Source organism: Microbacterium sp. AZCO (assembly GCF_039614715.1).
Classification (GTDB): domain Bacteria; phylum Actinomycetota; class Actinomycetes; order Actinomycetales; family Microbacteriaceae; genus Microbacterium.
The window spans coordinates 520529-532641 of sequence record NZ_CP154857.1 but is presented as its reverse complement, the minus strand read 5'-3'; the positions used below and the strand labels follow the sequence as shown (position 1 = coordinate 532641).

The following is a 12113-nucleotide window of genomic DNA, read 5'->3' as shown; positions in this document are numbered from 1 at the left end:
CCGGACCCCCGCGACGGGCGGGACGAACCTCGGAGAATCCGGCGAACGTCGGTGGATTCGACGGCAGAAGTCCGAGGTACGCGCGAATCTCCGACGCGCGGACCGCGCCGCCGGGATGTCGTGGGGCGCCGATAGCCTCGGAGGATGAGGCACGCGATCGTCCCCCCGTATCTCCTGGCCCGCATCGCCGCGACGACGGAGCCGCATCTCGCGGGTGCCGCCGAGGCGGCCCGGGCGACCCTGGCGGCCGATCGCGACTACCGTCCCACGCGCTCGCGGCTGCGCCTGTCGATCGACGAGGCGGGGAGCCTCATCGCCGAGACGGGCCCCGCCCCCGACCGCACGATCTCCGACGCGCACGGCGCCGAGACCCTCCCGGGCGTCAAGGTGCGCGGCGAGGACGACCCGCCGACGGGCGATGAGGCGGCCGACGAGGCGTTCGACGGCCTCGGCGCGACGTTCGACTTCTACTGGGACGCCTACGGCCGCAACGGCATCGACGACGCAGGAGGGCAGCTCCTGGCGACCGTGCACTACGGCGAGAAGTACGACAACGCGTTCTGGAACGGCGAGCGCATGGTGTTCGGAGACGGTGACGGCGACATCTTCACGGGCTTCACGAACTCCCTCACCGTCATCGCGCACGAGCTGACGCACGGCGTGACCGAGGTGTCGGGCGGCCTGGAGTACCAGGGGCAGTCGGGCGCGCTCAACGAGTCCATCTCCGACGTCTTCGGCGCGCTCACCGAGCAGCACCAGCTGGGTCAGACCGCCGATCAGGCGAGCTGGCTGATCGGCGAGGGCATCTTCACCCCGTCGGTGCAGGGCAAGGCCCTGCGTTCGATGCTCCACCCCGGCACGGCGTACGACGACGACGTGCTCGGAAAAGACCCGCAGCCCGCGCACATGCGCGACTACGTCGTGACGACGGGCGACAACGGCGGTGTGCACATCAACTCCGGCATCCCGAACCGCGCCTTCGCGCTCGCGGCGACCGAGCTCGGGGGCCGCGCCTGGGAGCGAGCGGGGCTCATCTGGTACAAGACGGTGACGTCCGGCACCCTCTCCCCGACGACCGACTTCGCCGAGTTCGCGGCGGCCACGATCGCGACGGCAGAAGCGGAGTACGGTGTGAAGTCGGAGGAGGTCGCCGCCGTCCGGGCCGCTTGGAAGGGCGTCGGCGTCATCGACGATGAAAGAGACCCGAAGTCCTGAACGCTCCACCGAGCCGTCGCCGACGCTCGTCGTCGCCGTGACGCGCACCGGCGGATTCGCGGGACTCACGAAGCAGTGGAGGGCCGAACCGCGCGAGGACGAGGCATCCGTCTGGATCTCTCTCATCTCACGCTGTCCGTGGGACGACCCGGCCGAGCGCGACATGCGCGGAGCCGACCGCTTCCAGTGGAACATCCGCGCGCAGTGCGGGGATGAGGACGACCGTGAGGCCGAGCTCGCCGACAGCGCCGTCACCGGACCCTGGCGCGAGCTCGTCGACGCCGTGCGCGACTGGAACGACGGAGCGAAGGCGCCGTAGCCGTCAGCGCGCGAAGATGCCCTTCTTCTTCACCGGCTTGAGGCTCTTCTGCAGGTAGATCGTGCCGAGCCAGCGGCCGAACTTGAAACCGACCCGGCCCATGCGGCCGACCTCGACGAAGCCCAGCTTCTCGTGGAGGGCGATGGATGCCTCGGCCCCCTTGTCGCTGATCACCGCGACCATCTCGCGGATCCCGGCCTCTTCGGACGCCCGGATGAGGGCCTCCAGCAGCGCGCGCCCGAGACCTTTGCCCGTCGCGGCCTGGCCGAGGTAGATCGAGTTCTCGACCGAGAAGCGGTAGGCGCTCTTCGTCGAGAGCGGCTGCACGAGGGCGTAGCCGAGGATCTGGCCCGTCGGCGCCTCGGCGACGATGAACGGCATCTTGAGCTTGCGCAGGTGCTCGAGCTTGGAGCGCCACTGCGCGATCGACCACTTCTTCTCGTCGAACGTCACGACCGAGTTGGTCACGTAGTAGTTGTAGATCTCGCGGATGTCGGGGATGTCGCGATCCTCGACGGGACGGATCGTGAAGGAGAAGGGGCGCTCCGGCTCGGGCGGCCTCTGAAGGTGCTGCGGGAGCCGCCGGCGGGCCTTCTCGTATTCCTCCTCGAGCATGCCGACCAGCCTACGCGGGCAGGGCCCAGTCGACCGGCCTCGCGCCCTGCTGCTCGAGGAGGGCGTTGGCTCGGGAGAAGGGGCGCGAGCCGAAGAACCCGCGACTCGCGGACAGCGGCGACGGATGCGGCGACTCCACGATCGGCACCGCGCCGAGCAGCGGGCGCAGGTTCGCGGCATCCCTCCCCCACAGGATCGCGACGAGCGGCTCGTCGCGGGCGACGAGCGTCCGGATCGCATGCTCGGTCACCTTCTCCCAGCCCCACCCGCGGTGCGAGGCCGGTGCGCCGGGCGCGACCGTCAGCACCCGGTTGAGCAGCATGACGCCCTGATCGCTCCAGCCCGACAGGTCGCCGTGGGCGGCGGGCGGGATGCCGAGGTCGGCGTCGAGCTCGCGGTAGATGTTCGAGAGGCTGCGCGGCAGCGGGCGCACGGCGCGATCGACCGCGAACGACAGCCCGATCGGGTGTCCGGGCGTGGGGTACGGGTCCTGCCCGACGATGAGCACCCGCACGTCTGCGAGGGGACGCTGGAACGCGCGCAGCACGCGGTCGCCGGCGGGGAGGTAGTGGCGGCCGGCAGCGACCTCGGCGCGCAGTCGGTCGCCCAGCGCCGCGATGTCGGGGGCGACGGGCGCGAGGGCCGTCGCCCAGCCCTCGTCGATGAGGCCCGCCGCGGAGAGCTCGGGCAGCGTCAGCGCCACCGGTCAGGCCGACCGCTCGGCGGCGTTCGCGTCCTCCTGCGCGACCGAACCCTTGAACGACCACGGGAAGTCGATCCAGAGCCCGGTCGCCTTCCACGAGTAGTCGGGCTCGATGATCGTCGTCGGCTTGGTGTAGATGACGGCGGAGCGCACGTCGGCGCCCTGGTCGGAGAGCAGTCGCACGGCGAGGTCGAGCGTGCGGCCGCTGTCGGCGACGTCGTCGACGAGCAGCACGCGGCGTCCGTCGAGGTAGCTCATATCGAGCTCGGGCGGGAGCACTTCGGGCGCGTCGAGCACCGTGCCGATGCCGGTGTAGAACTCGACGTTGATCGCGCCGCAGTTCTTCGTGCCGAGGCCGTACGCGATGGCGCCGGCGGGAAGCAGACCGCCCCGCGCGATCGCGACGACGACCTCGGGTTCGAACCCGTCGGCGAGGATCGCTCGCGCCAGATCGCGGGATGCCTCGCCGAAGCCGTCCCAGGTCAGTCGTTCACGCTCAGCGAGTGCATCCGTCACGCTGTCCAGACTAGGCCGTGGGATATCCTCCCCCTCGTGTCAACGTCGCCCACCGAGCGCCTGCGCGGCTCGGCCCTCGGCATCACCGCCGGCCTGATCGGATGGTTCATCCTCGTCGAGCTGACGAGCGGCATCCTGCAGGGCTACTACGTGCCGCTCTTCAGCGACATCGTGCGGCAGCTCGGCATCCACGATTCCGACGTCAATTGGTTCGAGGCGGCGCAGCTGCTGCTGTCGGCGCTCGTGCTCCCGGTGCTCGCCAAGCTCGGCGACATGTACGGGCACAAGAAGATCCTCCTGATCGCGGCGATCCTCACGGCGGGCGCATCGTGGTGGCTCGTCTTCGCGGGTACGTTCTGGACGTTCCTCATCGCGTGGGCGCTGCAGGGCTTCTACGTCGTCTGGCTGCCGCTCGAGATCGCGCTCATCTTCGAGCGCGGCCGCAGGCAGAACCACGGAGTGTCGACGACGCGACGCGCGGCCGGCCTGCTCGTCGTCGGGCTCGAGGCCGGCGCCATCGTCGGCGCCCTCGCCGCCGGGCGGATCTTCGCCGCGACGGGCGGCGACCTCACTGTCACCCTGATGGTGCCGGCGATCGCGGTGACGCTCATCGCCCTGGTCATCTGGCTGGGTGTGCCGGAGTCCGAGCCGCTCCCCGGCCGAAGGCTCGACACGGGCGGCTTCGTCATCCTCGCGTGGGGGCTCCTCCTCGTGACCGGCGCGCTCGTGTACATGCGCATGATCGGCGAGCTCGGCCTCGGGGCATCCGCGTGGTGGTGGGTAGTCGGACTCCTCCTCGCGGGCGTCGCGGTGTTCTGGTGGTTCGTGCGCTACGAGCTGCGCCAGGACGACCCGGCGATCGACATCCGGGTCCTCCGTCGGCCGGAGATGTGGCCCGTGCAGGCGACGGCGTTCCTCGTCGGGATCAGCCTGCTCGGTGCGCAGGGACCCCTTTCGACCTACGCGGGCACCGACTCGTCGCTCGGATACGGATTGGGATTGGATGCCACGTCCCGATCGAACGTCATCGGCGTCTACCTCGTGTCGCTCATCGTCGGCGCGGTGATCTTCGCGGTGACCTCGCGGCGGGCGATTCCCCGGGTGATCCTGATCGTCGCGAGCGCCCTCGTCGGCATCGGCTACACGCTCTTCCTGCCGTTCCACCTCGAGCTGTGGCAGGTGCTCCTCAACCTCTCCATCGCCGGCATCGGGTCTGGCGCGCTCGTCGCCGCGCTCCCCGCCGCCGCGGCGGCGGCCGCGCCGCGCGGGCAGACGGGCATCGCGTCCGCGCTCACCAACACGACGAAGACGATCGGCGGCACCTTCGCGTCGGCCGTCTTCGGCGTCGTCCTCGCGGCAGGCGCCGGGGCGGTCGCGAGCCAGACCGCGGCGTCGCTCGGCGGCTACATGGCGGTGTGGGCGATCTGCGCAGGCGGCGGGTTCCTCGCCGCCGTGCTGCTGTTCTTCGTGCCGAAGGTCGCGTTCGCCGACGCCGAAGGCGCGGAAGCGGCGGCCGAGTCGCAGATCGTCTGAGCCCGACGCCCAATCGCTCGCTGAGCTTGTCGAAGCGTCGAAGCCCGAACCGACCAGAAGGCCGCGCCTGCAGTCGACCCCTCGACAAGCTCGGGGACCGGAACGGCGCTCGGGGACCGGAAGCTCGGGGGCCGGGTGCGAAGGCTAGGCGCGGACGGCGGTCGTCGTCATGACGAGCTCGAGCCCGCCCTCGACGGATTCGACCGCGAGCGCGACCGTCGCCGACCGGAGCTCGCGGAGCGACGAGACGTGCGTGCCTCCGCACGGGATGCGCGCCTCGGCGCCCGGGAGCGCGCAGACCCACGACCGGCGCGCCGCGAGGGTCTCGCCCGGCGCCTCGACGCGCACGGGCGCCTCCGTCGCGATCCACTCCGCGAGAAGCGCGTCGGCGCGGGCGGCCACGGCGGCGGGATCGTCGAGCGCGCCAGGGTCGAAGCCCTTGCGACGCAGGGACTTGCCGATGCGGTAGACGTCACGCGACCCGTCGGGCACGATGCGCGAGGACTGGATGGCGAGCGAGTCGAACGCGGGCGCACCGAGCGCGTCGGTGGGGACCGGCTTGCTCCAGGCGTCCGCGAGCGCCGCGTCGAGTGCCAGTGAGGCGAGATGGCAGGCCGTGTGCCCCGCGGACAGCGCGGCGCGGTGCTCGGCATCCACTTCCACGCTCACCTCGTCGCCGACGGCGAACGGCGTGCCGTCGACGAGGTGCGCGACAACGAAGGTCCATCCCTCCGTGCCCGTGCGGACCGGGACGTCGGGCCCGAGGAGCAGCCCGTCGCCCTGGGTGGCGGCCACGACGGCGTCGACGACCTCGACGGAGGTCGCGCCGGCGCGCAGCACTCCGCGGTCGGCCGGCTGATCGGGCCACGCCGTGTCGACGGGGTGGAAGGCGGTCGTGTCGAGCACGACGGCGGACCGCCCGCCACCGGCATCCATCACCTGGACGACCGTGCCGGAGGACGACGTCGCTCCCGCCGGATACGTGACGACGGTGCCTTTCAGGCTCACTCTGCGCTCCGCGGACGCAGCGGACCGCGCGCGAGCAGGTGCTGTGCGGACTGCGCGACCGGGCGCATCGTGATGAGGTCGAGGTTGACGTGACCGGGCGCGTTGAGGGCGTAGGCGATGACGTCGGCGACGTCGCCCGCCGTGAGGGGAGCCTCGACGTCCTGGTAGACCTTCTCCGCGGCGTTGCGATCGCCGCGCAGTCGGTTGAGGGTGAACTCCTCCGTGTAGACCATTCCCGGCGCGACCTCGACGACGCGGATCGGCTCGCCGTTGAGCTCGAGGCGCAGCGCGTGCACGAGCATCGACTGCGCGGCCTTCGCCGCGTTGTAGCCGGCGCCGCCCGGGTACGCCGTCTGGGCGGCCGTCGAGGTGACGAACACCGTGTCGGCGTGTCCGCCGCCCGTGGCCGCACGGCGCAGCAGCGGCAGGAGCGCCGCGACGAGACGCTGCGAGCTCAGCACGTTGACGTCGAACATCCACTGCCAGTCCTCGAGGTCGCCGTCCTCGACGCGGTCCGTGCCGCGCGCGCCGCCCGCGACCTGCACGAAGGCGTGGAGGGGTCCGGTCTCCTCGAGCCAGGCGGTCAGCGCCTCGATGTCGGCGGTGCTCGTCAGGTCGGCCGCGAATGCGACAGCACCCGTCTCGGACTCCAGCGCCTCGAGCCGGTCGGCGCGCCGCGCGACGGCGACGACATCCCATCCCGAGGCGCGCAGCGCCCGCGCCGTCGCCTCGCCGATCCCCGAGCTCGCTCCCGTCACCAGTGCACGTCGTGTCATGGCATCCACGCTAGTCGCGCGCGCCGTCGCGGCGAGCCGCTCGAAGGCCTCCCGGGTTACGTAACATTTCCCGGCCGTTGTCCGCCAGGATGCCCCGACCTACTCTCGGACGAGGCCGCGGTGCCCGCCGCAGCCCCCTCTACCCGCAGGAGCAGTCATGTCCGCAGCCGAGAACTGGCGTTTCGAGACCAAGCAGATCCACTCCGGCGCCCAGCCCGATCCGGTCACGAAGGCCCGCGCCACCCCGATCTATCAGACGACCTCGTACGTCTTCGACAACGCCGACCATGCGGCGAACCTCTTCGCGCTCGCCGAGTTCGGCAACATCTACACGCGCATCCAGAACCCGACGCAGGCCGTCGTGGAGGAACGCCTCGCCGCGCTCGAGGGAGGCACCGGCGCCCTCCTCGTCGCGAGCGGCCAGGCGGCCGAGACCTTCGCGGTGCTCAACATCGCGCAGGCCGGCGACCACATCGTCTCGTCGTCGTCGATCTACGGCGGCACCTACAACCTCTTCAAGTACACCCTCGCGAAGCTGGGCATCGAGACGACGTTCGTCGAGAACCAGGACGACCCCGAGGAGTGGCGCGCCGCCGTGCGCCCGAACACGAAGCTCTTCTTCGCCGAGACGATCGGCAACCCGAAGATCAACGTGCTCGACATCCGCACGGTCGCCGACGTCGCGCACCAGAGCGGCGTGCCGCTCATCGTCGACAACACGATCGCGACGCCGTACCTCATCAAGCCCTTCGAGCACGGCGCAGACATCGTCATCCACTCGGCGACGAAGTTCCTCGGCGGCCACGGCACCACGATCGGCGGCGTCATCGTGGACGGCGGCACCTTCGAGTGGTCGAAGAACGTCGACAAGTTCCCCGGGCTCACCGTTCCGGACCCCTCGTACCACGGCGCCTCGTACACGGCGGCCGTCGGCGACGGGCTTGCCTACATCATCAAGGCGCGCGTTCAGCTGCTCCGCGACCTCGGCGCCGCGATCGCGCCGCAGAGCGCGTGGCTGCTCATCCAGGGCATCGAGACGCTCTCGCTCCGCGTCGAGCGCCACGTGCAGAACGCGCAGGAGATCGCCGAGTGGCTCGAGAACCACCCCGACGTCGCGTCGGTCAACTACTCCGGCCTCCCGACGTCGCCGTGGTACGCGGCCGCCAACCACTACGCCCCGAAGGGCGTCGGCGCCGTCCTGTCGTTCGAGCTCAAGGGCGGCGTGGACTCCGGGCGTGAGTTCGTCAACAGCCTGAAGCTCTTCAGCCACCTCGCCAACATCGGCGACGTGCGCTCGCTCGTCATCCACCCGGCGTCGACGACGCACTCGCAGCTGACCCCCGAGCAGCAGCTCACGAGCGGCGTCACGCCGGGCCTCGTGCGCCTCTCGGTCGGTCTGGAGAACATCGACGACCTCAAGGCCGACCTCGAGCAGGCCCTCGCCGCCGCGCGCCGCGTGTCGGAGGCCGCCCGCGCCTGAACCGCACCGTGATCGGCTGTCCGCCGATCTGACGATGGATGCCCCGGACCCGCGTGGTCCGGGCCATCCGCCGTTCTTCGGGGTCGATCAGCTGTCGCCGGCACCCTCGCCGAGCTCCGCGGCGAGCTCGGCGGGCGTGAGGTGCGCGCCCGCCACGGGGCGACGGAAGGGCGGCGGCGGACTGTCCGGATGCACGGCGTCACCGTCCGGCGCAGCTTTGCCGGCATCGTCGAGGAAGACGTCCACGTCCTGGTCGATGTCGCGATCGGTGTCGGGCCTCGGCGCGGGCGGCTCGTGGGCGGGCATGAATGGCTCGGCGCTGGACATGCGGGAATGATGCCACACGGGCATGACCCGCGGGCGGCCCGGTCCGTAACACGACGCCCCCGCGGACGACGACCGAGGACAATGGACCGATGGACTGGCAGACCTCCGAAGACACGGTGCCCTCGGCGCCCGTGACGGAGGCCGATGCCCGGCTCCTGCTCGGGCGTCCGCCCGCGACGGGGGCCTGGCGCGACGGCGACCCCGTCGGCGACCGGCACTTCGCGGCCTTCGGCGCCTTCCGCACCGAGGGCGGCCGCGAGCTCCCCGGGTACCGCCTCGCCTACGAGACGTGGGGCGAGCTCAACGCGGCCCGCGACAACGCCGTGCTCGTGCTGCACGCCCTCACGGGCGACAGCCACGTGCGCGGACCCGCGGGGCCGGGGCATCCCACCGCCGGCTGGTGGGGCGACATCGTCGGACCGGGCGCTCCGATCGACACCGATGAGTGGTTCGTCATCGCGCCGAACATGCTGGGTGGATGCCAGGGGTCGACCGGTCCCGCAAGCATCGCGCCGGACGGCTACGAGTGGGCCTCGCGCTTCCCGTACCTCACGACGCGCGACCAGGTGAACGCGCAGGTGCGGCTCGCCGACGCCCTCGGCATCGACCGCTGGGCCGCCGTCGTCGGCGGATCGATGGGCGGCATGCACGCGCTCGAGTGGGCAATCTCGTACCCCGAGCGCGTCGCGCGCCTCGGCGTCCTGTCGGCGCCGCCGGTCAACACCGCCGACCAGATCGCGCTCAACTCTGTGCAGCTCGAGGCGATCTCGATCGACCCGCGCTTCCAGAACGGCGAGTACTACGACGCGGATGCCGGCGACGGCCCGCACCGCGGGCTCGCCCTCGCGCGGCGCATGGCTCTGCTCAACTACCGCAGCCCCACCGAACTCAACCAGCGCTTCCAGCGCTCGTGGCAGTCGGGTGTATCGCCGCTCGGGCACGGCGGGCGCTTCGCGGTGGAGTCGTACCTCGACTTCCACGGCAATCGCTTCACACGCCGCTTCGATGCGAACACGTACATCACGCTCGTCGAGGCGATGAACTCGCACGACGTCGGACGCGACCGCGGCGGCGTCGAGGATGCCCTCGCCCGCGTGACGGCGACGGCGCTCGTGCTCGGCATCGACAGCGACCGCCTCTTCCCCATCGACGGGCAGCACCGCATCGCCCGCGGCATCCCGAACGCGCTCGACGGAGACCGAGCCGTCGTGCTCACGAGCGACTTCGGCCACGACGGCTTCCTCATCGAGACGCACGCCGTCGGCACGCACCTCCGCCGCCTGCTCGACGCGTAGTCAGTCGCGACGCGTGTAGACCCAGGGCAGCGCGCCCACCTCGAGACGGTGACGGGATGCCGCGCCCTCGTCCTCGCCGCCGTACTCGCCGTCGTCCTGCCAGAGGAGCATCGTGCCCGACTCCGCGCGCCGCGCGATCGTCTCGAACCGGCGGAACCCCGCGAGGCGCAGCGCGCCGAGGAGCGTGTCGACGTCGCGCTGTCCGGCGAGGGTGTGCAGCGTCACCCACGTCGGCGGGTAGAGCGTGACCTCGCCGCGGGCGTGGCGCTCGAGCAGGGCGCCGGGCTCGACCCAGTCCGCCGCGACCGCCTCGCCGGGTGAGAGGACGAGCTCGCCCTCGCCCGCCCGCACCGCGAAGAACCACGTGCGGATCCGCAGCGGCAGGCCCGGCGGCGGGTCCCAGCACGACACGGCGAGCAGGTCCCCGGGATCGATGACCAGCCCGGTCTCCTCCCACGTCTCGCGCGCGCCCGCGCGACGCGCAGCATCCTCCTCGGCATCCGCGGGCCCATCGGCGTCGTCGAGCTTGCCGCCGGGGAACACCCACGCCCCCGCGAATGAGCCGCGGTCGGGCCGCTCGATCATCAGCACCTCGGGACCGCGCTCGCCGTCGCGCAGCAGCAGGACGGTCGCGGCGACCGGCACATCGGGGTCGGCGAGATCGTCCGGAGTGCGCCGCCGGGCCTCGCCCGCGGCGTCCGCGAGGGCGCGCAGCGCGCGCTCGGCCGAAGAGGTCCGCTCTGACACCCGCTCAGCCTACGTCGCGACGCGGTGCGCCGATGCCGGACCATCGGGTTTGCGGCATCCCGAACCCGCGAAGCCCGGACCGCCGCGGGTCGAGGCCCTGCCTCGGCCGGGCGCGGCATCCCTGTCCTCTGCTCGTCCGCCGCTCCGGTTGAGGAGCGGACATCCGAGGAGGGGAGGACGGATGCCGCACTCCCGGCATCCCTCGGTCGAATCTCCTCCCCCCGCTCAGAGGAGCGGAGGAACCGGGCTCAGCGGAGCGGAGGAACCGGCGAGAGGAGCGGACGACGCCAGGCTCAGGCCAGCACGGGCTCGCGCCGCCGGGCGACCGAGAAGCTCACGACCGCGAGCACGAAGCCCGCCGCGGCGAGAGCGACGCCGACCCAGGCGGGAGCGACGAATCCCCAGCCGAGGGCGATGACCGTGCCGCCCAGGAACGCGCCGAGGCTGTTGCCCATGTTGAGGGCCGAGTGGTTGAGGGCGGCGGCGATGGACTGGTTGTCCTCCGCGACATCCATCAGGCGGGTCTGGATGGCGGGGCTCAGGCACGACGAGATGAAGCCCGTCGCGAAGATGAACACCGCGAGCGCCCAGATGCCCTGCGCCGACAGCGCGAGGGCCGACTGCACGGCGGCGAGCGCGACGAATCCGCCGAGCATCGTGCGCTTGAGGTTGCGGTCGGCCACGACACCACCGACGAGGTTGCCGACCGTCATGCCGATGCCCATCACGACGAGCACGATCGGGACGGTCCACGCGGGCGACCCGGCAACCTCCGTGACCATCGGTGCGACGTAGCTGTAGACGGCGAAGAATCCGCCGAACCCGATCGCGCCGACGGCGAGCGTGAGCCACACCTGCCCGATCGTGAAGACCCGCAGCTCGGCGCGGAACGTGCGCGCCTTGTCGCCCTCGTGCTCCGGCACGAAGAAGGCGATGCACACCGTCGCGAGCGCGAAGATCGCCGCGACGACGATGAACGCCGCACGCCAGCCGACCTGCTGGCCGAGGTACGTGCCGAGCGGCACACCCACGACATTGGCGATCGTGAGGCCGGTCAGCACGAACGCGACGCCCTTGGCGCGCTTGCCCGGTCCGAGCACGTCGGCCGCGACGAGCGCGCCGATACCGAAGTACGCGCCGTGCGGAAGGCCCGCGAGGAACCGGGATGCCGCCACCAGGCCGAAGCTCGGCAGCAGGAAGGTCAGGGCGTTGAACACCGTGAGGGCGAGCGCGAGGGCGATCATGACCTTGTGCCGCGGGTACTTCGCCACGGCGCCCGCGATGGTCGGGGCGCCGACGACGACGCCCAGCGCGTACAGCGAGATGAGCCAGCCGGCCTGCGCGATGGCGTCTTCCTGGTTCGCCGCCCACTGCACCGGAAGGAGGTCCTGCGCGATGTTCGGGAGGAGGCCCATCACGACGAACTCGGTCATGCCGATTCCGAAGCTGCCGACGGCGAGAGAGAGGAGCGCCCACGTCGCCGCACCCCTCGAGAGAGTCGAGGAGGTCACCCGGTCATGCTACCGGCGACCCAGGCATCCTGTCGAATCGATTCGAGAAATCCGTCGAGTGGATGCCG

General features: G+C 71.4%; 13 protein-coding genes. 5 read left to right on the top strand and 8 right to left on the bottom strand.

Annotated elements, in window-relative coordinates; translation table 11 throughout:
• Window positions 1–144 precede the first annotated feature (144 nt).
• Window positions 145–1215, top strand: a complete 1071-nt coding sequence (locus tag AAIB33_RS02395) for a M4 family metallopeptidase (RefSeq protein WP_345801978.1) — start codon at window positions 145–147, stop codon at window positions 1213–1215.
• Window positions 1193–1534, top strand: a complete 342-nt coding sequence (locus AAIB33_RS02390) for a protealysin inhibitor emfourin (protein ID WP_345801977.1) — start codon at window positions 1193–1195, stop codon at window positions 1532–1534. The genes AAIB33_RS02395 and AAIB33_RS02390 overlap by 23 nt, the downstream gene beginning before the upstream one ends.
• Window positions 1535–1537: 3 nt before the next feature.
• On the opposite strand, the gene AAIB33_RS02385 is transcribed toward AAIB33_RS02390, so the two are convergent.
• The 3 genes from AAIB33_RS02385 to AAIB33_RS02375 are packed head-to-tail and all read right to left on the bottom strand — an operon-like array spanning window position 1538 to window position 3368.
• The gene (locus AAIB33_RS02385; protein ID WP_345801976.1) at window positions 1538–2149 is read right to left on the bottom strand and encodes an N-acetyltransferase family protein; all 612 of its coding nucleotides are present in this window, start codon (window positions 2147–2149) and stop codon (window positions 1538–1540) included.
• A 10-nt stretch (window positions 2150–2159) separates the two neighbouring features.
• Window positions 2160–2852: a uracil-DNA glycosylase gene (locus AAIB33_RS02380; protein ID WP_345801975.1), complete on the bottom strand. Its 693-nt coding sequence runs from the start codon at window positions 2850–2852 to the stop codon at window positions 2160–2162.
• Window positions 2853–2855: 3 nt separating this feature from the next.
• Window positions 2856–3368: a phosphoribosyltransferase gene (locus tag AAIB33_RS02375; protein ID WP_345801974.1), complete on the bottom strand. Its 513-nt coding sequence runs from the start codon at window positions 3366–3368 to the stop codon at window positions 2856–2858.
• Window positions 3369–3404: 36 nt separating this feature from the next.
• On the opposite strand from AAIB33_RS02375, the gene AAIB33_RS02370 reads away from it, so the two are divergent.
• A complete protein-coding gene (locus AAIB33_RS02370) occupies window positions 3405–4901 on the top strand; it encodes an MFS transporter (protein WP_345801973.1) in 1497 nt (498 codons plus the stop codon).
• A 144-nt stretch (window positions 4902–5045) separates the two neighbouring features.
• Here AAIB33_RS02370 and AAIB33_RS02365 read toward each other — a convergent pair whose 3' ends face one another.
• Together AAIB33_RS02365 and AAIB33_RS02360 are read right to left on the bottom strand one after the other, a co-directional pair.
• Window positions 5046–5837 (bottom strand): metal-dependent hydrolase, encoded by a 792-nt coding sequence (locus AAIB33_RS02365; protein ID WP_345803487.1) that lies wholly within the window; start codon window positions 5835–5837, stop codon window positions 5046–5048.
• Window positions 5838–5905: 68 nt separating this feature from the next.
• Window positions 5906–6685, bottom strand: coding sequence for an SDR family oxidoreductase (locus AAIB33_RS02360; protein ID WP_345801972.1), 780 nt, complete (start codon window positions 6683–6685; stop codon window positions 5906–5908).
• Window positions 6686–6842: 157 nt separating this feature from the next.
• On the opposite strand from AAIB33_RS02360, the gene AAIB33_RS02355 reads away from it, so the two are divergent.
• Window positions 6843–8165: a bifunctional o-acetylhomoserine/o-acetylserine sulfhydrylase gene (locus tag AAIB33_RS02355; protein WP_345801971.1), complete on the top strand. Its 1323-nt coding sequence runs from the start codon at window positions 6843–6845 to the stop codon at window positions 8163–8165.
• 87 nt (window positions 8166–8252) lie between these two features.
• On the opposite strand, the gene AAIB33_RS02350 is transcribed toward AAIB33_RS02355, so the two are convergent.
• Entirely contained in the window at window positions 8253–8492 is a 240-nt protein-coding gene (locus tag AAIB33_RS02350) for a hypothetical protein (protein WP_345801970.1), read from the bottom strand.
• A gap of 89 nt (window positions 8493–8581) precedes the next feature.
• Between AAIB33_RS02350 and AAIB33_RS02345 the strand changes: the two genes are divergently transcribed.
• Entirely contained in the window at window positions 8582–9787 is a 1206-nt protein-coding gene (locus AAIB33_RS02345; protein ID WP_345801969.1) for a homoserine O-acetyltransferase, read from the top strand.
• Here AAIB33_RS02345 and AAIB33_RS02340 read toward each other — a convergent pair whose 3' ends face one another.
• Together AAIB33_RS02340 and AAIB33_RS02335 are read right to left on the bottom strand one after the other, a co-directional pair.
• Window positions 9788–10534, bottom strand: a complete 747-nt coding sequence (locus AAIB33_RS02340) for an NUDIX hydrolase (protein ID WP_345801968.1) — start codon at window positions 10532–10534, stop codon at window positions 9788–9790.
• A 293-nt stretch (window positions 10535–10827) separates the two neighbouring features.
• Window positions 10828–12045 (bottom strand): MFS transporter, encoded by a 1218-nt coding sequence (locus AAIB33_RS02335; protein ID WP_345801967.1) that lies wholly within the window; start codon window positions 12043–12045, stop codon window positions 10828–10830.
• Window positions 12046–12113: the final 68 nt, after the last annotated feature.

Excerpts from the sequence above, each read along its gene's own strand:
- AAIB33_RS02360 (WP_345801972.1), bottom strand. The coding sequence starts at position 6,685 with ATGACACGACGTGCACTGGTGACGGGAGCGAGCTCGGGGATCGGCGAG.
- AAIB33_RS02395 (WP_345801978.1), top strand. The coding sequence starts at position 145 with ATGAGGCACGCGATCGTCCCCCCGTATCTCCTGGCCCGCATCGCCGCG.
- AAIB33_RS02390 (WP_345801977.1), top strand. The coding sequence starts at position 1,193 with ATGAAAGAGACCCGAAGTCCTGAACGCTCCACCGAGCCGTCGCCGACG.
- AAIB33_RS02345 (WP_345801969.1), top strand. The coding sequence starts at position 8,582 with ATGGACTGGCAGACCTCCGAAGACACGGTGCCCTCGGCGCCCGTGACG.
- AAIB33_RS02365 (WP_345803487.1), bottom strand. The coding sequence starts at position 5,837 with ATGGATGCCGGTGGCGGGCGGTCCGCCGTCGTGCTCGACACGACCGCC.
- AAIB33_RS02355 (WP_345801971.1), top strand. The coding sequence starts at position 6,843 with ATGTCCGCAGCCGAGAACTGGCGTTTCGAGACCAAGCAGATCCACTCC.
- AAIB33_RS02385 (WP_345801976.1), bottom strand. The coding sequence starts at position 2,149 with ATGCTCGAGGAGGAATACGAGAAGGCCCGCCGGCGGCTCCCGCAGCAC.
- AAIB33_RS02350 (WP_345801970.1), bottom strand. The coding sequence starts at position 8,492 with ATGTCCAGCGCCGAGCCATTCATGCCCGCCCACGAGCCGCCCGCGCCG.